The organism is Marinoscillum sp. (assembly GCF_040222955.1).
Lineage (GTDB): Bacteria > Bacteroidota > Bacteroidia > Cytophagales > Cyclobacteriaceae > Marinoscillum.
This window is the reverse complement of record NZ_JAVKCA010000007.1, coordinates 382515-402377: the sequence shown is the minus strand read 5'-3', so window position 1 is coordinate 402377 and position 19863 is coordinate 382515. Positions and strand designations below refer to the sequence as shown.

The 19863-nt window shown below is 47.0% G+C and carries 19 protein-coding genes; 10 read left to right on the top strand and 9 right to left on the bottom strand.

Annotated features, from left to right (window positions below; all coding sequences use genetic code 11):
* Nucleotides 1–28: 28 nt before the first annotated feature.
* Nucleotides 29–370, top strand: a complete 342-nt coding sequence (arsC, locus tag RIH33_RS03845) for an arsenate reductase (glutaredoxin) (RefSeq protein ID WP_406653800.1) — start codon at nucleotides 29–31, stop codon at nucleotides 368–370.
* Entirely contained in the window at nucleotides 367–1335 is a 969-nt protein-coding gene (locus RIH33_RS03840) for an NADPH:quinone oxidoreductase family protein (protein WP_406653798.1), read from the top strand. Before arsC ends, RIH33_RS03840 begins: the two co-directional genes overlap by 4 nt.
* On the opposite strand, the gene RIH33_RS03835 is transcribed toward RIH33_RS03840, so the two are convergent.
* Nucleotides 1332–2279 carry a lipid A deacylase LpxR family protein gene (locus RIH33_RS03835; protein WP_406653796.1) on the bottom strand — a complete coding sequence of 316 codons (948 nt, stop codon included), beginning with the start codon at nucleotides 2277–2279 and terminating at the stop codon, nucleotides 1332–1334. The two genes, RIH33_RS03840 and RIH33_RS03835, sit on opposite strands and share 4 nt — an antisense overlap.
* Nucleotides 2280–2315: 36 nt before the next feature.
* Here RIH33_RS03835 and RIH33_RS03830 point away from each other — a divergent pair, with 36 nt between their 5' ends.
* Nucleotides 2316–3422, top strand: a complete 1107-nt coding sequence (locus tag RIH33_RS03830; protein ID WP_406653794.1) for an aminotransferase class I/II-fold pyridoxal phosphate-dependent enzyme — start codon at nucleotides 2316–2318, stop codon at nucleotides 3420–3422.
* 15 nt (nucleotides 3423–3437) lie between these two features.
* On the opposite strand, the gene RIH33_RS03825 is transcribed toward RIH33_RS03830, so the two are convergent.
* Nucleotides 3438–4280 carry a 1,4-dihydroxy-2-naphthoyl-CoA synthase gene (locus RIH33_RS03825; RefSeq protein WP_406653793.1) on the bottom strand — a complete coding sequence of 281 codons (843 nt, stop codon included), beginning with the start codon at nucleotides 4278–4280 and terminating at the stop codon, nucleotides 3438–3440.
* A gap of 180 nt (nucleotides 4281–4460) precedes the next feature.
* Here RIH33_RS03825 and bioD point away from each other — a divergent pair, with 180 nt between their 5' ends.
* Both bioD and bioA read left to right on the top strand, forming a co-directional pair.
* Complete coding sequence (gene bioD / locus RIH33_RS03820; RefSeq protein WP_406653791.1) at nucleotides 4461–5069, top strand: dethiobiotin synthase; 609 nt, start codon at nucleotides 4461–4463, stop codon at nucleotides 5067–5069.
* Complete coding sequence (bioA, locus tag RIH33_RS03815) at nucleotides 5057–6328, top strand: adenosylmethionine--8-amino-7-oxononanoate transaminase (RefSeq protein ID WP_406653790.1); 1272 nt, start codon at nucleotides 5057–5059, stop codon at nucleotides 6326–6328. Before bioD ends, bioA begins: the two co-directional genes overlap by 13 nt.
* Nucleotides 6329–6542: 214 nt before the next feature.
* On the opposite strand, the gene RIH33_RS03810 is transcribed toward bioA, so the two are convergent.
* Complete coding sequence (locus tag RIH33_RS03810) at nucleotides 6543–6767, bottom strand: DUF5615 family PIN-like protein (RefSeq protein ID WP_406653788.1); 225 nt, start codon at nucleotides 6765–6767, stop codon at nucleotides 6543–6545.
* A complete protein-coding gene (locus RIH33_RS03805; RefSeq protein ID WP_406653787.1) occupies nucleotides 6731–6958 on the bottom strand; it encodes a DUF433 domain-containing protein in 228 nt (75 codons plus the stop codon). Before RIH33_RS03805 ends, RIH33_RS03810 begins: the two co-directional genes overlap by 37 nt.
* Nucleotides 6959–7422: 464 nt before the next feature.
* Between RIH33_RS03805 and RIH33_RS03800 the strand changes: the two genes are divergently transcribed.
* On the top strand, nucleotides 7423–9453 hold the full coding sequence (locus RIH33_RS03800; RefSeq protein WP_406653786.1) for an Ig-like domain-containing protein: 2031 nt from the start codon (nucleotides 7423–7425) through the stop codon (nucleotides 9451–9453).
* Between the two features lie 336 nt (nucleotides 9454–9789).
* Entirely contained in the window at nucleotides 9790–10176 is a 387-nt protein-coding gene (locus RIH33_RS03795) for an HU family DNA-binding protein (protein WP_406653784.1), read from the top strand.
* A 180-nt stretch (nucleotides 10177–10356) separates the two neighbouring features.
* On the opposite strand, the gene RIH33_RS03790 is transcribed toward RIH33_RS03795, so the two are convergent.
* A complete protein-coding gene (locus tag RIH33_RS03790; RefSeq protein ID WP_406653783.1) occupies nucleotides 10357–11028 on the bottom strand; it encodes an RNA polymerase sigma factor in 672 nt (223 codons plus the stop codon).
* 122 nt (nucleotides 11029–11150) lie between these two features.
* Here RIH33_RS03790 and RIH33_RS03785 point away from each other — a divergent pair, with 122 nt between their 5' ends.
* The 3 genes from RIH33_RS03785 to RIH33_RS03775 are packed head-to-tail and all read left to right on the top strand — an operon-like array spanning nucleotide 11151 to nucleotide 12392.
* Complete coding sequence (locus tag RIH33_RS03785) at nucleotides 11151–11534, top strand: DoxX family membrane protein (protein ID WP_406653781.1); 384 nt, start codon at nucleotides 11151–11153, stop codon at nucleotides 11532–11534.
* A gap of 1 nt (nucleotide 11535) precedes the next feature.
* Nucleotides 11536–12201, top strand: a complete 666-nt coding sequence (gene folE, locus RIH33_RS03780) for a GTP cyclohydrolase I FolE (protein WP_406653780.1) — start codon at nucleotides 11536–11538, stop codon at nucleotides 12199–12201.
* A 23-nt stretch (nucleotides 12202–12224) separates the two neighbouring features.
* Nucleotides 12225–12392, top strand: coding sequence for a hypothetical protein (locus tag RIH33_RS03775; protein ID WP_406653779.1), 168 nt, complete (start codon nucleotides 12225–12227; stop codon nucleotides 12390–12392).
* A gap of 351 nt (nucleotides 12393–12743) precedes the next feature.
* Here RIH33_RS03775 and RIH33_RS03770 read toward each other — a convergent pair whose 3' ends face one another.
* The 4 genes from RIH33_RS03770 to RIH33_RS03755 form a co-directional block, all read right to left on the bottom strand.
* Complete coding sequence (locus RIH33_RS03770; RefSeq protein ID WP_406653777.1) at nucleotides 12744–13109, bottom strand: hypothetical protein; 366 nt, start codon at nucleotides 13107–13109, stop codon at nucleotides 12744–12746.
* An 84-nt stretch (nucleotides 13110–13193) separates the two neighbouring features.
* On the bottom strand, nucleotides 13194–13799 hold the full coding sequence (locus tag RIH33_RS03765) for a YkgJ family cysteine cluster protein (protein ID WP_406653776.1): 606 nt from the start codon (nucleotides 13797–13799) through the stop codon (nucleotides 13194–13196).
* Between the two features lie 136 nt (nucleotides 13800–13935).
* The gene (locus RIH33_RS03760; RefSeq protein ID WP_406653774.1) at nucleotides 13936–19188 is read right to left on the bottom strand and encodes an AAA family ATPase; all 5253 of its coding nucleotides are present in this window, start codon (nucleotides 19186–19188) and stop codon (nucleotides 13936–13938) included.
* Nucleotides 19189–19197: 9 nt separating this feature from the next.
* Entirely contained in the window at nucleotides 19198–19860 is a 663-nt protein-coding gene (locus RIH33_RS03755; RefSeq protein ID WP_406653773.1) for a DUF6989 domain-containing protein, read from the bottom strand.
* Nucleotides 19861–19863: the final 3 nt, after the last annotated feature.

Sequence of the window (19863 nt, the reverse complement as noted above, 5' to 3'; positions counted from 1 at the left end):
TTTCGGGTTGAAGAAAATGAACCCAAAGATGACCAAAATATTTCATAACCCGAGGTGTCGAAAGAGCAGGGAAACGCTGAGCTTGCTGGAAGAGAAAGGTGAGCAACCCACTGTCATAGAGTATTTGAATACTCCCCCAACAAAGGCTGAGCTGTCGGAAATTGTCAATATGCTGGGGATTACTCCTGAAAAGCTCATCAGGAAGGGAGAAACTGAATTCAAGGAGCTTTTTAAAGGGAAAACATTGTCTGATGATGAATGGCTTGACGCTATGATACAATATCCCAAGCTCATCGAGCGACCTATTGTGATCAAAAATGGAAAGGCCGCGATAGGCCGCCCTCCGGAAACCGTACTCAATATCTTATGATTACAAAATCCATCCTTGTCAATCAATTCAGCACATCGTTTGATTTGACATTTGAAGAGATCGATTTCCCAAGGTTTGGACAAGACGAGGTGATGATCAAGACGGCATTTTGTGGGGTCAATTATCCCGATGTGCTGATCGCACAGGGTAAGTATCAGTTTCAGCCGGATTTGCCTTTCTCTCCGGGTCAGGAAGTTTCGGGTGAAGTGGTCGCTGTAGGTACCTGGGTGGATCATGTGCAGGTAGGGGACCGTGTCATGGCTTCCATGGGGTGGGGTGGTTTCACGGAGCTGGCAGTTGCCAAGGGGAGCAACACTTATCCTATACCACCTGACTTATCCATGAAGGATGCTTCAGTGATTTTGGAGTCTTATGCCACGGCTTTGTATGCCTTGAAGGACAGGGCCATGATGAAACCAGGTGAAACGCTGCTGGTGTTGGGAGCTTCTGGTGGTACAGGTACAGCGGCAGTTCAGCTAGGACGCGTATTTGGGAGTAAGGTTATTGCAGTGGCTTCCACGGAGGAAAAGCGAGCATTTTGTTTGAAAAATGGAGCCCATCAGGTGATGGCTCCCGGTGAAGAACTGAAAGAACAAATCAAACAGCTGGGTGGGGTGGATGTGATTTTTGATCCGGTTGGTGGGGCTCAGGCCGAAATGGTATTTCGCACGTTGAAGCCTGGTGGGCGGCATTTAGTGGTTGGGTTTGCCTCGGGAGAGGTTCCAGCCATTCCTTTTAATCTGCCACTGCTCAAAAGTGCTGCTATTGTGGGGGTGTTTTGGGGAGCCTTTTGGCGAAATGCTCCGGCTGACAACCGGAGAAACGTGCTGATGCTCCTCCGATGGTTTTCGGAAGGTAAGCTGACTGTGAATGTCACCAAGACTTATCAGCTGGCAGAAGCGAAAAAAGCCCTCGAAGATTTGTTGAACAGACGTGTGTCCGGCAAGATAGTTCTTGAGGTTTAGAACCGTTGATTAAGTCTGACCCCTACATAATCATGTCGGGTGGCTGTTTCATTTTCCTGTGTCCTCCAGTAGGCAATAAAGCCCAGATCAAACCTGGGCCAGCTGAGCATCACCCCTCCGCGGTGTTGAAACACCCATCGGATGGCATCCACGGTGTAGATGGATTTTTCACCAATGAAATTCCCCTCTAATGTGGCGTTATAAAACACATATTCCACTCCGGGCGAGTAGAAGAAATAAATCTCACTGATTTTGGGTTCAGGGAGTTTGATTCGTTTGTTGCCGAGGGACGAACTCACATAAGCAGATTTATGGATAGGCTTCAGCTCACCTACACGGACCATGAGTTCCTGCCTGATGTTGTTGTAGACGGTGCCACCACTGGCATTGGTTTCGCTGGTCAGTTCAAAGTTGTATGAAGAGTAAAGCGGCTTTATGTATGTAAGGTGGAGGTTGATGATGGGTGTGTTATTGATCTGATATTTCCAACCCAAAGGCTGTGGCATGCCAAACCATCTGTGCCAGGTGGCCTGGGTTTCACCCACCAAAGCTCCGGGCCCCAGCCAGCCAAGCTCCAACTGGGCTTTCAGGTATTGATTAGAGTGAAAGTAATATTCATTGGAAATAGAGGCAGATATCATACCAGCGTATGGCCGATCAAGTTGATTTTGGCTATCCCATCCGATCCATTTGGGCGTGTACATCCGGTGGTTGATCTGGTAGGACTGAATCACCTTGGCGTTGGAGATGCTGTCTTTAAGTACCCTGACTGCTCCAAAAATGCCGCTGCTGTAATACTGATCTTGTGTGAGGTCAAAGGTGAAGGCATCATTATCCACGACCAGTTGATAATCGAAGGTGAGGTATTTTTTTTGAGATTTGCCCTGTGCGGAGAGTTCGAGAATGAGCAACAGAGCAATGATAGTAATGAATAATTTTCGCATTGAGGGTCAAAGATAGATATTTACAAAATTGCAGACATGACATTGGACTTTCTAAAAGAAAAACTTCAGGACAGAATTGAAAAGGGTAATTTTCGTACGCTGGGAGGCAATGCCGGATTGGTTGATTTTGTATCCAACGATTACCTGGGACTATCTCAAAATGAAACACTGGCAGCCCGGATCAGTGAAAGAATGCAGCGCGAAGGATCCGTTCCTAATGGAGGCACTGGCAGTCGGCTGCTCTCTGGCAACCATCGATTTTATGAAGCAGTGGAGCAGTATCTTCAGGATGTTTTCAAAGCCGAGTCTATACTGGTTTTTAATTCAGGCTATGCCGCCAATCAGGCCCTGGTATCTGCGGTGGCCGAAAAAGGTGACACCATCTTGTATGACCAACTATCGCATGTATGCCTGAAAGAAGGTGCCTGGCTCAGCCGGGCCGAAACGGTGAGTTTTCTTCATAACGACCTGGATGACCTGGAAGCTAAAATCAAGCGAGCGAAGGGTAGGGTCTTTGTACTGACGGAAACGGTCTTTTCGATGGACGGAGACATGGCGCCCCTGGCTGAACTGGTGGAAGTCTGCGAAAAGTACGAGGCTTATTTGATCGTGGACGAAGCCCACAGCACGGGTGTGTCAGGAATTAATGGATCGGGATTGTTGGTTCAGGAAAACCTGCACGACCGGATTTTTGCCCGGGTTTACACCTTTGGTAAAGGCATGGGGGTGCATGGCGCCTGTGTGGCCGGAGCAAAGGTGCTGGTGGATTATTTGGTGAATTTCGGAAGGCCTTTCATCTACACCACTTCTCTGCCACCTCACAGTGTGCTGGCCATAGAAGAGAGCTTTCGGTACCTTGGTCAGCACCTGGTCCTACAGGATGAGTTGCAGTCCAGAATCAATCTTTTCAGGAACCTCTGGCCCAAATCTTTGAGTCACACACCTATTCAGCCGGTGATGATTGGTAGCAACAAGAGGGCCCGTGAGATTTCCCTGAGCCTTCAGGAAGCTGGCCTGGATGTAAGACCCATCCTGTCACCAACTGTACAGCGAGGCACAGAACGATTGAGGATCAGCCTGCATGTTCACAATACAGAAGCAGAGATTGTTCGGTTGACGGACTTGCTCAGTGAGCTGGTGTAAACTGAGACTGGTGGATCATGGGATCCACTTGATGTCTTTGAAGTCAGGCTTTCTTTTCTCCAAAAACGCATTTCGGCCTTCTTTAGCCTCGTCTGTCATGTAAGCCAAACGTGTAGCTTCTCCGGCAAAAACCTGCTGCCCCACCATGCCATCGTCGGTCAGGTTAAAGGCAAATTTGAGCATTTTGATAGAAGTAGGGGATTTCTGGAGGATTTCAAGCCCCCACTGATAGGCAGTGTTTTCCAACTCATCATGGGGAATCACGTCGTTGACCATGCCCATGTCAAAGGCTTCCTGTGCAGAGTAGTTTCTTCCTAAAAAGAAGATTTCACGGGCTCGCTTCTGACCAACCATCTTGGCCAGGTAGGCCGAGCCGTAGCCCCCGTCGAAGCTGGTCACATCTGCGTCTGTTTGCTTGAAGATGGCGTGTTCCTTACTGGCCAGTGTGAGGTCACATACGGTATGCAGAGAGTGTCCGCCCCCCACAGCCCAGCCCGGCACCACGGCTATCACCACTTTGGGCATAAACCGGATCAGGCGCTGCACTTCCAGGATATTGAGTCGGGGCATTCCGTCATCATCCACGTAGCCCTGGTGTCCGCGTGCATTTTGATCGCCACCGGAGCAAAACGCCCATCCTCCGTCTTTTTTGGAAGGACCCTCTCCTGAGAGCAGCACCACCCCGATGGAGGTGTCCTCACGGGCATCCAAAAAAGCCTGATAGAGCTCGCCTACAGTTTTAGGTCGGAAGGCATTACGCACCTCCGGGCGGTTGAAGGCAATGCGTGCCACGCCACCTGACTTTTTGTAGGTGATGTCTTCAAATTCTCTGACTACTTTCCAGTTGGGCTTGCTCATGATGTTTATTTTTTGGTGAAATTATTGATTTCAGGGGTACTACCAAAGACCAAAGCTGAGTTTGCGACTTTGAAATTGATAAAACACTATTAATGAGTCTGTTCATTCTTCCTGTCGGGGTTTGTTTTAGACCACCACAAAGAGTAGGGGATATAAGGACTTGCATATTAACTTCGCTTCATGAACTACTTTGTGACGGCCATAGGGACGGATAGTGGGAAAACCCTGGTGAGTGCCATACTGACTGAGATGCTGCATGCCGACTATTGGAAGCCCATCCAATCCGGTGAGCCCAGGGATACAGAGACCGTCAGGTCTTTGGTCACCAATGCGCAAAGCCAATTTTACCGGGAGGCCTTCTTGCTAAAAACCCCGGCTTCACCACATGCTGCCGCACACATCGATGGAGTAGAAATCACTATTGATCACATCATACCGCCTGTTTCCAATAGGGATTTGATCATAGAAGGCGCCGGCGGGGTGATGGTGCCATTGAATGATCAGGATGTGATCCTGGATTTGGTGCCACATCTGAATGCTGAAATCGTATTGGTGTCTAACCTGTACCTGGGGAGCATCAATCATACGTTACTCACAGCCGAGGCAATCAAGAGCCGGGGTTATCGGGTGAAGGGGATCATTTTCAATGGTCCGGGTAACGAAGAGAGTGAAAGGATAATTCTGCTCAGAACCGGGTACAGGCAGTTGTTGAAAGTGGAGCAGGAGTCAGAAGTGAATAAGGACATTGTAAAGAAATACGCTGAAAAGCTAAGCGCATGCTGGGACTAAATAATTTTGAAAAAACCGATCGTAAGAACATTTGGCACCCCTTTTCTCCACTGGCAGGAAATAAGCCGATAGGGATCAAAAAGGCCAGGGGTGTGTACTTGTACACCCAGGATGGCCGCAAGATTATGGATGCGGTGTCCTCGTGGTGGGTGAATATTCATGGTCACAGTCATAAGCGAATCAATAAGGCCCTGAGCAGGCAGGCCGCCCGACTGGAGCATGTTATTTTCGCCGGGTTCACCCATAAGCCGGCGGTGGACCTCTCCAAAACACTCAAACGGATACTGCCCAAATCCATTGATAAGATTTTCTTTTCTGACAATGGGAGTACCTCTGTGGAGGTAGCCATTAAGCTGGCAGTGCAATACTGGTACAATCAGGGAAAGCCCCGCAGGAAGATCATTGCGCTGGAGGGGGCCTATCATGGAGATACATTCGGCAGCATGTCGGTGGCCGAACGGAATCTGTTTTCTGCTCCTTTCAATGAATTATTATTTGAGGTAGATTTCGTGCCTTTGCCCAAGGGAGACGGGGCAGAGTCCATTGCCAGGATGAAGGAACTTGTCACGGATGAAACGGCCGCGTTCATCTTCGAACCTTTGGTACAGGGGGCAAGCGGGATGCAGATGTATGTGCCTGAGGTGCTGGATGAACTCATCAGCATTGCCCGAACGCGCGAGGTGGTGTGCATTGCAGATGAAGTGATGACCGGATTTGGGCGCACAGGTAAGATGTTTGCCTGTGACTATCTCCAGAATGATCCAGATCTTTTTTGCCTCTCCAAAGGGATCACGGGCGGTTATTTGCCCATGGGTATCACGGCTGTGAATGAACGCATCGTGAAAGCTTTTAATGTGGAAGATCGGACCAAAGCTTTTTTTCACGGGCATTCGTATACCGCCAATCCCCTCGCATGCGCGGTGGCCAATGCCAGTATGAAACTGCTTCTGAAGAGAAATTGCCAGCAGGACATTCAGCGAATAGCTGAGCTTCACCGGGCCTACAGGGAGCAGTTCCGGTTTCATGATAAGGTCAGGGAAATCCGGCATCTGGGCACCATTCTGGCGATTGAGTTGCATGCGGATGACGCGGGCTACACCAGTAACCTGAAAGAGAAAATTTATGATTTCTTTATGGCCAGGGATTTACTGCTGCGGCCTTTGGGAAATGTGATTTACATCCTGCCGCCCTATATTATTACCGACCAGGAGCTGCAGCGGTTGTACAAGGCCATTGATGCTTTTCTGTTGGAGCTGTGAGGGCCAACCCGAAGCGGGTAATTCATAGATTGAGGCTTTAATATTTTTTTGTCTTATGGAGTTGGAGTCTATGACGGTTAAGGTTCTTTCGAATGAAATATCGATATTGGAAGTAATGTGTTCAATTATTTTAGCTGTTTCAAGTGGTTCACTGGGTTGAAATCGAATGAAAATAACGCCTGAGTGTGGTTTGTAACCGTATTTAAAAATCAGTTCACCATAATCGCTTATCATGGGTGACGATGGTTCGATTCTCATCTATGGCAATTTGCATGACCTGTTCATCAGTTATGCTTGGATTGTCAATGCCAATAGCAGTTATATCGAAACCCTGAGCTTTTAGGTAAGTAATGCTTGAAACAGGGATGTTCTCGTTGGCTAAAAATCTCAATGTAGGGAATTCTAAGCGTTGGAATGCAGCAGTCCGTCTTTCAAACATTCTTGAATGTAAGAAAACACTGCTTGCAGAGACTCATGCGTCAGGCGAGGGTAATTTTCTAGAATTTGTTGTGCTGTCCACCCTTGTGCAAGTAACCCAACGATGTGTTCTACAGAAATACGGGTTCCCTTGATCGTCGGTTTGCCTAAAAGCACGGCATTGTCGGATATAATGCTGTCACGCCAGTCCATAGGATAAAGTTACGGATATTCTATCAGATTGTTCTTAAACGTAGGAATACCCGCAATGAGCCAAAGTCTTGTCTTACCCTTCGATAATGTTCAGATTGACACGGTCTCACAGAAGACTGATTAAATAGATGTATTAAAGATGTAAGAATCCCAAGAACGGAGTCCATTTAGAGGTATGAATCGTATCTCTGACTGCCCTATGTACCATGGTTAATGGCTATAAAAGTATCTGTTTCAAATTCTTTTTGCAAGGCCTTTCTGAACGCTAAAGCTGGTTTCCATTGAATCTTGAAAAATCAGGCAATAGCCTGTTTCTATCCTTGGCAACCATTTAGTACGGCCTTTCCCGGTATCCGAAATGTACCATTGTCGCCCTCTTTCCGAACGATTGTTTTTAGGCAAATTCTACCTTGAGCATGGTTTTGCGCAAACCAACCGAAGTATTTCAACCTAAAAACAAGATTATGAAATTAAAACAACTTTTTGCACTGGCCCTGATGGTGGCCAGTTATCAACTGACTTATGCCACGGTGTACAACTGTAGCACCGTCAGCGAAATCCAGAATGCACTGGCCAATGCTCAGGCGGGTGATGAGATCATCATTGCATCGGGTACTTATGAGTCTTCCGCCTCGGTGAATGCAGCGTACTATTATGGGGGTGCCAATGGCACCGCCGCCAACCCGATTACCATCAGGAGTGCCTCCGCTTCCAATAAAGCGCACCTGAAGGGAAATTCAATCAGCAGCAAGACCGTCCTCCGGATTGAGGGCAATTACTGGGTCGTGAAAGATCTGGAGATCTCTTATGGTCAGAAAGGGCTGGTCTTTGATAACTCCAATTACAGCCAGGCCATCAATTGTGCGGTTCACAATGTGGGCAATGAAGCCATTCACATCCGGGATGGGTCAGATCACGTGACCATAGACGGTTGTTCGGTTTACAATACGGGCAATGTCAACGCCGGATTTGGTGAGGGCATATACATTGGTACCGACAAAGGCTCCTGGAGTTCTTACGATCCCTATGTGGATTATACCACAGTCAAAAACTGCAGTATCGGTCCGGATGTGAGGGCTGAGGCTTTTGACATTAAGGAGGGCACCCAGGAAACGGTGATCGAGTACAACGCCATAGACGGAAGCGGAATCTCTGGAGCTAATTATGCCGATTCCTTCATTGATTTGAAAGGAACAAGAACCTATGTGCGATACAATACCTTCAATCAGAACGGGGAGTCGATCATCACAAAAGGTATAGCGGCCATCGACAGGAGTGTGAGCTTATCCTGCTATGAGCATGCGGTGCATGACAATACCTTCAATATGGATGCCTCATCTGATAACATCGTGGAAGCATACTCAGGCACCTCAGATGTGCACGCCTGGAACAATACCAGAAATCCGAGTGGTGATATGTACAACTCCGGCGTTTCTACCACCTCTTGCCCGTCGTGGTACAGCGGCTGTGGGGGTGGAGGCAATCAGCCCCCGACTGTCAGCATCAGCTCACCCTCAGGTGGAGCTACCTACACAGCTGGTGACAATGTGACGATCACGGCCTCTGCCAGTGATAGCGATGGCTCGGTGGCCAGTGTGAAATTTTATCATGGCAGCACCCTCATAGGCACTGATACGTCCAGTCCGTATGCTGTGACCTGGTCCGGGGTGGCTGCAGGGAGTTATAGCCTGACTGCCGTAGCCACAGATAATGAAAGTGCATCCACCACTTCTTCTTCAGTGAGCATCACCGTCAATAGCTCCGGGGGTGGGGGAAGTAGCGGTGATCTGAGCGTGCTTTACGAGTGTGGTGATGACAATACCTCCAATAACAAGATCAAACCTTATGTGATAATAGTCAATGACGGAAGTGCCGCGGTGAGCTATACCGACCTGAAGCTGCGTTACTATTTTACAATGGAGGGGACAGCTACACCCACTTTTACGTGTGACTATGCGAGTATTGGTACCTCCAATGTGAATGGTGCTTTTGTGAATACCAGTGGCTCTGACTACTACCTGGAAGTGACTTTTGATAGCGGAGCGGGCAGTTTGGCAGCCAATGATGATTCAGGTAATATTAAACTCAGGATCAACAAAAGCGACTGGTCAAACCACGATGAGACCAATGATTACTCATTTGATGGTACCATCAGTAGCTATGTAGAATACTCCAAGATCACTCTTTATCAAAATAACACCCTGGTATGGGGCACAGCTCCCGGTGGCGGCTCCCGCACTGCGGCTATAGTACCTGCCACACCTCAGGTAATACTCTATCCCAATCCGGTGAAGGGACTGGCGACAGTGGAGGTGAGCAGCGAATGGCATGGCGCTCAGCTGGTGGTGACTGACCTGCAGGGTAGAGCTATGCAAAAGATGGAACTCGTAGCCGGTCTGCTGAGGATGGATCTTTCTGCCTTGAATCAGGGAATCTACCTGGTACAGATCACCAGAGGGGACCAGCGGATAACACAGCGCCTGGTGGTGAAGTAATTATCCTGCTTTTGATCTGAAAAGAGCCCTTATTGACATGCAAATGTTGGTAGGGGCTTTTTTTAGTGTGGATTGGGATAAGAGGACAGCATGATTTACTTCACGCATCAGCATCAGGTGGTTGGTTTGTGCTGTGCTTTTATTAAAAAGATACGTATTAAAATAATTTTAGATACGTATCTAATTTATATGAGATACGTATCTAAATTTTATAAGATACGTATCTAAATAATAAAGTATAACGATGTTTTACCCAAAACAATGCGTCATTTTTAGCGGAAGTACCGCAATAGCAGACAAACTTCACCTGTCAAAACCACTAAACGATCAGATAATATGGCTATTTCCTACAAAGTAGTATCCAAGAAACCCGGCGGCATGGCCGGAGAGAACACACCACGCTATTATCCAATGGTCACCAACAGGCAGTCAGCAGACCTGAGGGCCGTATGTGAAATGATCAGTGAGCGGTCCACCCTCCATGCTGCGGATGTGGTGGGCGTGGTAGAGTCCCTCATTGATCTGGTGCCGGAGTTACTCCTGGGCGGATACAGTGTAAAGCTTGACGGACTGGGGGTTTTTAGCCTTCATGTCTCTGGTGTGGGCCGGGAGCTGCCTGCACAGGTGACCAGCCGCGACATTACCGGAGTGAAGGTGGGTTTTCTGCCGGGTAAGCGCGTCAAGACTGCATTGAGCCAGGCAAAGTTTCAGAAAATAGGGTGAGGGTAAGGCCGATCTGAGTACAACGGTGACCATTCTTTAAGGGTCAGGTTAGGGTGGATCTTTCTGCCTTGAATCAGGGAATCTATATGGTTTGGATCACCAGAGGGGGCCAGCGAAGGGCTGACCAGTAGGAGCTCTTTCCATGGTTGGCATAATCCGGGAAGGTAGGTACATCAATTGCTATATGCTTCTCATTACTTTTTCAGTGATCCTGTCGCATCTGCTGTAGCCGAATTCAAAAATGTCTGTGGTATTTGAGAGTTTGAATAAGGTTTCTTTGAGCATTTCTTTGGAACGGTGCAACCTGATTTTCACATTGGCAAGACTGATGTCCAAAGTTGTGGCAATTTCCTTCAGGCTTATTTCTTCTATCTCTTTCATCACATAAACGGTTCTGTATTTTAGGTCCAAATGGTCAATAGCATTTTCCAGCAGACGTTTTGTTTCGGTTTGTGCCATCTTTTCTTGAGGATTGAGTTGTTTATGGTCTGGAATTTCCAGAATGAGGTCATTATTGATGTTCAGATCCTGATTATTTAAATACAGTGTTTTTCCTTTCTTTTTCAGAGCTGTGAGGGATTCGTTAATGGCAATGCGAATGAGCCAGGTAGAGAATTGAGATGCCAGGTTGAATTGATACAACTTACTATACGCTTTGATATAGCTGTTCTGCATCACATCTTCTATCTCGCTTTCGTCTTTCAAATAGCTTCTGATTACGCGATAGAGTCTTTGGTTGTTTCTCTTCACCAAAATTTCATATAGTTCCTTTTCGCCTCCCAGTATGCGTTTTATGACGTCTGCATCTTCTATTTTATGATTACTGAAATCGTTGATGTTTAGAGCTTCCATTTTGCAGTTCGTTTGCTTTTTAGATGCCGAAACTCTAAAAAAGATACAAAATACTGTATCCTTTTTTGGAGTCAGCTATCCAATGGGTGTAACAGATTAACAAACAATCAAAATTTAAAATCATGAATACGAACTTACTACTTGTTAAAAATGTGTTGAAGTACACTTTCGGGCTGGTACCCATTGTAGCAGGACTAGACAAATTTACCAATCTCTTAACCAATTGGAGTCAGTATATATCCGAAGGATTTGCCGGGATGCTCCCTTTGGAACCTTCAACATTTATGATGGTGGTTGGTGTCATAGAAGTTGTGGCTGGAATTCTGGTATTCACCAAAACTAAAATAGGTGCTTACGTAGTTTCGGCCTGGTTGGTAGCTATTGCGCTGACACTTATTGCTAGCTGGAGTTATGTAGATGTGGCCGTAAGGGATTTGGTAATGGCCATTGCAGCTTTTTCCTTGGCGAAACTGTCAGAAAGCAGTTCTGATCAAGTCGGTAACTGATATGGAGAAGTTGAATGGAGTAGCAACAATTGCCAAAGACATCAACAATCATCACGCAGTGGTTAGCAATCCACTGCGCGATGATGCATTTGATGTTGAGGATCACATTAAAATCGAGCTCATTACTAAGAAGGTTGCAGAGATCATTAATATTTTGGGACTGGACCCAACCAATGATAGTGTAAGAGAAACACCAGACAGAGTGGCCAGAATGTATGTAAATGAGGTTTTTAGAGGGATTAACCCCAAGAACAAACCTAAAATTACAGTTTTTAAAAACGAGTACAATTACAAGACCCCATTGGTCGAATTGAATATTCCATTTACGTCGTTTTGCGAACATCATTTGATCCCAATTCAGGGATTTGCCAATGTGGCTTACATACCAAAAGAGTTTGTCATTGGATTATCAAAGATTCACAGACTCGTGGATTTTTATGCAAAAAGACCCCAGGTTCAGGAGCGGTTGACCATGCAAATAGCACAGGAGTTGCAAATCACACTTCGATCAGAGGATGTAGGTGTTGTGCTGAAAGCCACACACAGCTGTATTTCATGTCGTGGTGTTGAGGATTTGGGGAGTGCTACAGTGTCCTCTGTTTTTAAAGGTCAGCTTAAGGAAAATAATGCTATAATGTCATTGTTACTACAAGCTAATGGTATCTAATATGGTGCAGTCCTGAACTGACTTTGAGGATATCAGTAGTGCTTCGCAGCATGCGTGGTGGCATTATTCGGGTGATTGATCAAAACAAAGGAGGATGCTTTGTGCTTCCTGAGTTACTTCCGGCAGGAGTATATCTGGTCTCATGGAGTGAAGGAGGTCAATCCTTCAGTTCAAAGCTGGTGGTGAAGTAACCCGTATGGATGATCTAATCTTTGCCTAACGCTGATTTCAACTTTTCCCATTCACTACCTCCATAATAGCCCCTTAAGCGGCCTTGCTGGTCAATGAGTATAAAAGAAGGATAATCAACGATCTGGTACCGCATGGCAAACCCTCTGCCATCAGGGACTATTTGATTTTGATATTGGCCCGGTTCAAGAGCGGATTCTATTTCCCTTTGACCACTTTGAAAAATGGTGATTGATTCTAAAGGGATGCTCTTTTTAAGGGCTGTGACCTGAGCGTCAAATGCTTCGAATCTTGATTGGTTGAATATGGGGGGATTAGCGGTGAGTTGAAAATGAAGGATAACGAAGGAGCCACTAAGCTCTTCTAAATCGAGTTGGGTCACCAGTAATGGAGTTCATGACAAATGTGGGCACAATGTCCCCGACCTGAGGACGCCGGGAGATGTCCCTCATGCTTACCTGAGCATAGGGATTGGGCGTATCGATCAGAAAGGTAGTTGCCCGCCCGTATTTATCCATCTGAGGTTCAAAAGCAGGATTTCCATTGGTCATTAGCTCCATCATTTCCTCTTCACTCAGTAGTCTTCCGCTTTCCTTGTCGTATACGGTACCGGCGCTTATTTTGACAGAGGAGGAAGAACTGTATTGCCCAAATGAGGGCGTGTGTCCTAGTCCCAGAACGATAACTGAGCAAAAGAATGGGAGTATCAGATGTTTCATGGTAGGTGACATTTGTGGTGAAACTACCAAATGAACAGAGTTTTTACAAAGGAATAGGCCAATCTTTCCGCTATAAGCGGAGTTTTAAGCCGCCCCTTTTATTCTGGGAAAAGGCCTGTAAGCATAATGGTGTAGCACCGCTTCTATGGCTTCTTTGATGGCTTCATTGATGGGCAGAATCTGATTGCCGAGCTGGAAGTCAATTTGCATGAGTTTTTTGTAGTAATCAGAGAAGACCGGCACATATTCATGCCGAGCGAGCATGGCTACGGCCTTTTCGTAACTTTCTGCCTGCTGCTCTTTGATGAGTTTGCAGGTAACCATTTTCAGTTCTCCAAACTTGTCTCTGGAGGAGCCATAGCCAAAGAGTCGGCAGATGAGGCCACGATAGGCATAGTTTCCACAGCTGCCTTTGGTGAGATCGACGACTGACAGAGGTGAATAAACCAGGCAAATGGGGGATTGTTCCTGTGCGATTTGTTCCAATGTGGCTTCTGCTTTTCCCGTAAGGAAAAGATGGAAGGCGAGGGGCAGAAATTCAAGCGGACTGGCTTCAATGTCAGGCTTGGTGCAGCATTTCCCACATCCTGAGATGCAATGCACCCCGGTACCAGCACGAAACTGGTTAATCTCCTCATCGAGGCGCCCGAACAACCGTTCGACCGCTCTCACCTTGCGTACAATAGACATAGAACGAGGTGCAAATATACGCCTGCCACATTGATTTGTGTGAGTTTATTTTTCAGGGAAACTGGTCACCGGCTAAACGAGAGTATTGCGCAAAGTACCTGGTGAAATGAAAAATCGGAGTAGCAATGAAGAATTGTCAGTTTCGGTCTACCGGAAACTCCACGAAGAACTGTGAGCCTACTTCATATTCACTTTTGCACCAGATGCGACCACCCATGGCTTCTACATATTTCTTCACAATGGCCAGACCAAGTCCGGTGGCTTCTTCCCCGCCCGTAGGCTTAGCACTCAGCGTTTGAAACTTACTAAATAGCAATTTCTGGTCACGGGTGCTGATTCCCTGTCCATTGTCTTCTATGGAAATGCGGTAGTAGTCACCCCCGGTTATGAGCTCCAGGCGTACCTGTATCCGGCCTTTGGGCTGCGTGTATTTGATGGCATTGGACAGGAGGTTACTAATAACCTGATTGAAATATCCCGGATCGATGGCTGTATCGAGATGTGATTCAATGCTTTGATAGGAATAGTCAATCTCCTTTTCAGCGGCCATTGAATCAAAAACTTTCACCTCTTGCTCCAGCAGGGCCACCATCTCCACGTCACTGTAGGTGACATTGATTTCCCTGGAATTGATGGCACTTACATTGAGAATGCGACTGATAAACCCTTCCATGCGATTGCTGGATTCAATCACATACCCCAGAAACTCTTCCGTTTCTTTGGGGTCCTTATTTTTTAAGGCCAGGTTGGTATATCCTTTTATCAAATGCAAAGGGTTTCTCAGGTCGTGGGATACCACACTGATCAGAAAGTCCTTTTCTTCGTTTAGCTCCGTTAGCTGTAGGTTTTGGTGGTTGAGTATATTCTTTTGTTTTTCGATTTCACGGGTACGTTCATCTACTTTTTGTTCCAGCAGGTCATACAGCAGGGCGTTGTGAAGGGTGATGGCTATTTGTCCTGAAAGCAAAGAAAGAAGGTCGGTGCGCTCCGCTGTGAAACTCCCTTTGGTCAGGCGGTTTTCCAGGTAGATGATCCCCAACAGGGCCTGCTGATGGATTACCGGCATGCATAAGATACTCGCTACGGCATTGGTCTGAAGGTACTCATCCTGATGAAAGCGCTCATCGTTTTCGGCATGGTCGAGGAGTACGGTATCCTGTGTTCTCCATACATATTGGATCACGGAAATGGGCAAATCAGCAACCGCTGATATTTCTTGCACCGGCACCATTTTAGCCTCCTCGTCCACTGAACTTCTCGCATGGAGTTCCAGCACGTCATTGTTCAAAAGCACAAAGGCACCGGACTGGGCACCGGCATTTTCGGTGAGTATATTCAGCAGGGCTGGGATGGCCTTACTGAGCTTGATCTCACTGGAAATGGTGGTGGCGGCTTTCAGCACAGAAGCCAGGTCCAGCAGGTTATTTCCGCTAAGGGAGCCATAGGAGAATGAGCCTTCGGTAAAGGTGGTGTGAATGGACCTGTCCTTCCGTTCCTCCAGGTAAGGAAACTCAGCCTTCAGCTGGTTGATTTTGGCCTTGGAGCCCCATTTTCGGTAGGTCTTCAATGCCTTGCCGAGGTAGTGACTCTGAAGTTCTTCATCGCCGCGCTGCTCATAATGCCTACCCGCCAGCTCATAGCACAGGGCCAGTTCATTCAGGTATTCATTGGCTTCCGCAGTTTTGATGCATTGATCATAGGCTGCTGAGACGGGTTTGTCGGAGCTTGTGGCGGATAAGATTTCGGCTTCTACCAGTAAGTATTTGTGGAGGTAGTTGTCAGGTGCATGCTCAGACCAACGCTTCATTTGTTTCTGGTTGGCTTTTACCTGTTTCAAATGCTTTTTTCTTTGGGAAGGGGTGGCGTTGCTACAAAGTTTGAGTCTTACCAGCGAGTCATAAAAATTCACGACCGGTATATACGCTGTACTCACTACCACTTCGAGATACTTTTTTGTGGAAATCACTCCCTGAAAGGCTTCTTCATATCTTCCGAATAGAAAATTGAGATAGAGCTGATAGAATGAAATGTGGAAGAGTGCCGTGTCGTCTTCTCTGAGTTCTTTTTTGTAATCACTTGCCATGAAAGCCTTCAGGCTAAAGGTAGTGCCCTCCAGCTCCCAGGGGTCGTCTGATCCTGCATGCAGGTTTTGGATGCCCTGGAAAACGATCTTCATGTACTGATGATAGCTTTCCTGCTTCAGGGAAGGCATCCGTTCCAGAGTATACTGTATTTCAGGCGCGAGCTCTTCCAGTCTGAGTCCTGAGAGGAACCCGGTACAAGCCTTGAGAAATACTGCGCTGGCGGCATATTGATTGTCACCAATCTCCATAGCTGCCAGGTAGGCCTCTTCGTACGGATCCAGTGCACCTCTCAGAGGATCTTTCCAGTGATTGATAAAGCCATAGTATATCACCAGTGTCTTGGGAACCACTGTCTTGTAGCGAGGTGATTTCTGAAGCAGGGTCAGTGATAATTGACCAAAATCATATCCTGTAGTGTAGTCCCCAAGTACTCCACATAAAATGGTGCCATAACCACCGTAAAATGGAATGGAGTCAATGGAGTTACCATGTTGGATGGATAAGCGGATGGATTTTAGGATGACAATGGGGAAGAGCTTTGGGAAGTTATGGTAGGAGGCCGTGCTTATGCTTGTCATCATATTGATGGCCAAGGCCATGAATTCATCCTGCATTTCGGGCAGCGCCTCAAAATACCCGGTTTTCTTTCCAATCAATTTGAGTTTGGTCTGCACCAAACTTATCAGTATATCAGTGTCAGCTGGTTTGGAGGGAAGATTGATGCCCACATCTTTCAGGATGGATAGTCCATAAGTAATCAAATCGAGATGCTTACTCCTGGCAATGTAAGACTGCACCAGCACATTGTGGACCTGAAGGAACTCCATTTTGGAAGTGGCTTTCGTGAGGAGCAAATCGCCAATACTTTCCATCTGATTGTATTGCCCAAGGATGTAGTAAGTCTCCATGGTGGTCAGATGCAATGCATAAAGAAGTGTATGTTTTGCCTGCCAGTCGGTATCTTTTAATCCGTTGAGTGCAGCTTCCAGGTAGTCGATGGCAGACTCATAAGCGGACGAAGCTTTCGCCTTGCTGCCAGCCAGGTAATTGAGTTCGCACAGCCGGATCCTGTAGGAGTCGTCTTTCTTTCGGATACCCCTGTTCAGCTGATTGACCACCTCAAATACCTGGTCACTGTGTTTCTCCAGATCAATGTTTTGAAGCAGCAGTTCACCAATGCGCTGATGCACCCTTGCTTTCTCCTTGTCGGGAATCAGCTCGTATGCTGCCTGTCTGATTCTGTCATGAGCAAAACGATAGGTCAGCATGGTGTCAGCTTCGGGGTTTTTGAGCTGCGAGACCAGTGCTACATCCCCGTGACTTTCTTCTACAAAAAGCAACTGCTCTATGACGGCCTGCCAGAGGTCATCCATCATATCCCTGCTGCCGGGATCCTGAATGTAACTGAGTGTTTTAAGGTGAAATCGATCTCCGATACAGGCTCCCAGCGTAAGTTGTTGCTGAGTCCCCGGGTTCATTTTGCGGAGCTTATCCACCATGAAGTCCACCACATTTTCAGTGTAATTAGTGCTTTCCAGCTGCTCAAGATCCCATTCCCAGCTTCCAGTGCCTGCTTCAGTACCATGGCGATACGTGATCAATCCTTTCTCATAGATGGCCCTCAGGAATTGATTGACAAAAAATGGATTCCCGGCAGTTTTTGTCTGCACGATATGGGTGAGTTCTCTCGCCTTTCGCTCATTACAGGAGAAGGTATCCATGATCATGGACTGGGTATCCGCGAAGGATAGATCATCGAGGTGGATCTGCTGGATGGTCACTCCCAGCTTGGGGAGTTCGCTAAAGATCACGTTGAAGGGATGTTTCGAATCTATTTCATTGTCGCGGTATGCACCGATGAAATAGAAGTGCGACAACTCCCTATCGGTGACCATATTCCTGATCAACTTCAGAGAAGCGTTGTCTGCCCATTGCAGATCATCGATGAAAAGTACCAGCGGATGTTCCCTGGTGGCCAGTACCTTTATGAATTGGGTGAAGACATAATTGAAACGGTTTTGCGCCTCATTGATGCCTAGCACGGGAAGATTTTCCTGTTTACCAATAATTAATTCCAGGTGTGGAATGAGGTCGGTGATCAGTTTCCCCTGATCTTTCAGGGCTTCTTGCAGCAGATGCTTCCATTGAGCCAGTCGTTGCTCATTTTCAGACAGGATAAGCGAAAAAAAAGAGTTGATGGCCTGACTGATGGCCTGATAAGGTCTGTCCTTTTGAAATTGCTGATGTTTTCCTTTGATAAAGTATCCCTTCTTACGGGTGATGGGTTTGTGAATCTCATAGAGCAATGAGGTCTTTCCTGTTCCGGATTTCCCGGAAACAAGGGTAACTTCCTTTTGCCCTGTGCCCATGCTTTCCACCGCATTGAGTAGCTGAGCGATTTGTACCTCGCGCCCATAGATTTTGGAGGGGATGAGAAACCTTCCTGACTCATCATTTTGTGCCAGTGCAAAGTGTTGTATTTCTACCTTGAGCGCCACCTGATTCATGCACTTTTTGAGGTCCTCCAGCAATCCCCTTGCTGACTGATACCTTCGTTCTACATCTTTTGATAAGAGTTTGAGAATGATGTCAGAGAAGACCGTGGGAATTTCCTGATTGATGCTTGTTAGCGGCTGAGGAGCAACTGCCAGGTGGGCATGAATCAGCTCCAGAGGATCCGCTGCATTAAAGGGCAGCTGGCCGGTAAATAGTTCGTAAAGTACCACCCCTAAAGAGTACAGGTCCGATCGATAGTCCACCGCATGGTTGACACGTCCTGTTTGCTCAGGAGAGATGTAAGGGAGGGTGCCCAGCAGCTGATCGCTCATCCCTTTGATGTTCAATTTGGTGCCCACATTGATGGCCAACCCAAAATCGATGATGCTGGTCACCATCTGATCATTGATCAGGATGTTATGGGCGCTAATGTCTCTGTGGATGAGGTTATACTGGCTATGTACCTCGTGTAGGGCTTCACAGATCTGTATGGCCACTTTCAGGCAATCGATAAAAGTGCGTGGTTTTTCTTTCACCCAGTCTTTCAGGGAAATACCATCAAAGTACTCAAGTACCAGAATGGGTGTCTGGCTATCTTCAATCAGATCGATAGAGCCTCTCACGCCCTTCGTACTTACGCCCCGGAGGTATTTGTCCTCATTGTATAACTGGGAGGAGTGGGGATGGTAATTGAAGTCCTCCTTCATTACTTTTAGAATAACCTCCCGGCCATAGGTGTCATCGCTCAATTGGTAAATTGAGGAATTAAATCCTTCGGCTATCTTGGATGCTCTTTCTAAAATCTTCATGACGGGGCTTTATCCTCCTATCCAGTAAGCAATGAGGGCACTCAAATATATCCACCCCCCGCAAATGATCCCCAGAACGCTGGCGGAGATTGCTCCTTTATTCGATGAACGGGTCAATAGGAGGGGTAAGGACAGGGAGATCAACCCTTCACAGATGATCACATAAACAGGAGCATTGAAAATCATGGGTGCATTGGGATGATACCACCACCACCCGGCATCCTTTGCCAGGTGCTCATATAAGGGGATGTACATGGCACCGGCTACCCCAAGAATTATTGACGCCACCAGCCAGCCTTTCCATTTGGAAAGGAGTAATCCGTAATAACCTAGTTGGATGAGCACATTGGCCCAGGCAAAAGGCATGTAAGCAGGAGAGCTCCAAATCATTGCTTCCTTGCCGGGATATACCAGGCTATTGATGGTGTCTACCAGATAGTGATCCGTAATTAACTCCATAACCCCGGCGGCCAAACCAAAGAGGATCAGCCGGCTCAGGGTACTGTCTTTGGTGATCACCGCGTATAGAATGTATAGGCCAAAGAGGCCGTAGGAGATAATTGAAGCAGACAGGGGTCCTGCCTCAAGTACTGAACTACCGATAGACCATGCCATCAAAATGGCCTGTGTGATGACGATGAACCAGGTAAGTTTTTTGTTAGTTGTGATCATTTT

Coding starts and splice junctions, on each gene's coding strand:
- arsC (WP_406653800.1), top strand. CDS start 29: ATGACCAAAATATTTCATAACCCGAGGTGTCGAAAGAGCAGGGAAACG.
- RIH33_RS03840 (WP_406653798.1), top strand. CDS start 367: ATGATTACAAAATCCATCCTTGTCAATCAATTCAGCACATCGTTTGAT.
- RIH33_RS03835 (WP_406653796.1), bottom strand. CDS start 2,279: ATGCGAAAATTATTCATTACTATCATTGCTCTGTTGCTCATTCTCGAA.
- RIH33_RS03830 (WP_406653794.1), top strand. CDS start 2,316: ATGACATTGGACTTTCTAAAAGAAAAACTTCAGGACAGAATTGAAAAG.
- RIH33_RS03825 (WP_406653793.1), bottom strand. CDS start 4,280: ATGAGCAAGCCCAACTGGAAAGTAGTCAGAGAATTTGAAGACATCACC.
- bioD (WP_406653791.1), top strand. CDS start 4,461: ATGAACTACTTTGTGACGGCCATAGGGACGGATAGTGGGAAAACCCTG.
- bioA (WP_406653790.1), top strand. CDS start 5,057: ATGCTGGGACTAAATAATTTTGAAAAAACCGATCGTAAGAACATTTGG.
- RIH33_RS03810 (WP_406653788.1), bottom strand. CDS start 6,767: ATGTTTGAAAGACGGACTGCTGCATTCCAACGCTTAGAATTCCCTACA.
- RIH33_RS03805 (WP_406653787.1), bottom strand. CDS start 6,958: ATGGACTGGCGTGACAGCATTATATCCGACAATGCCGTGCTTTTAGGC.
- RIH33_RS03800 (WP_406653786.1), top strand. CDS start 7,423: ATGAAATTAAAACAACTTTTTGCACTGGCCCTGATGGTGGCCAGTTAT.
- RIH33_RS03795 (WP_406653784.1), top strand. CDS start 9,790: ATGGCTATTTCCTACAAAGTAGTATCCAAGAAACCCGGCGGCATGGCC.
- RIH33_RS03790 (WP_406653783.1), bottom strand. CDS start 11,028: ATGGAAGCTCTAAACATCAACGATTTCAGTAATCATAAAATAGAAGAT.
- RIH33_RS03785 (WP_406653781.1), top strand. CDS start 11,151: ATGAATACGAACTTACTACTTGTTAAAAATGTGTTGAAGTACACTTTC.
- folE (WP_406653780.1), top strand. CDS start 11,536: ATGGAGAAGTTGAATGGAGTAGCAACAATTGCCAAAGACATCAACAAT.
- RIH33_RS03770 (WP_406653777.1), bottom strand. CDS start 13,109: ATGAAACATCTGATACTCCCATTCTTTTGCTCAGTTATCGTTCTGGGA.
- RIH33_RS03765 (WP_406653776.1), bottom strand. CDS start 13,799: ATGTCTATTGTACGCAAGGTGAGAGCGGTCGAACGGTTGTTCGGGCGC.
- RIH33_RS03760 (WP_406653774.1), bottom strand. CDS start 19,188: ATGAAGATTTTAGAAAGAGCATCCAAGATAGCCGAAGGATTTAATTCC.
- RIH33_RS03755 (WP_406653773.1), bottom strand. CDS start 19,860: ATGATCACAACTAACAAAAAACTTACCTGGTTCATCGTCATCACACAG.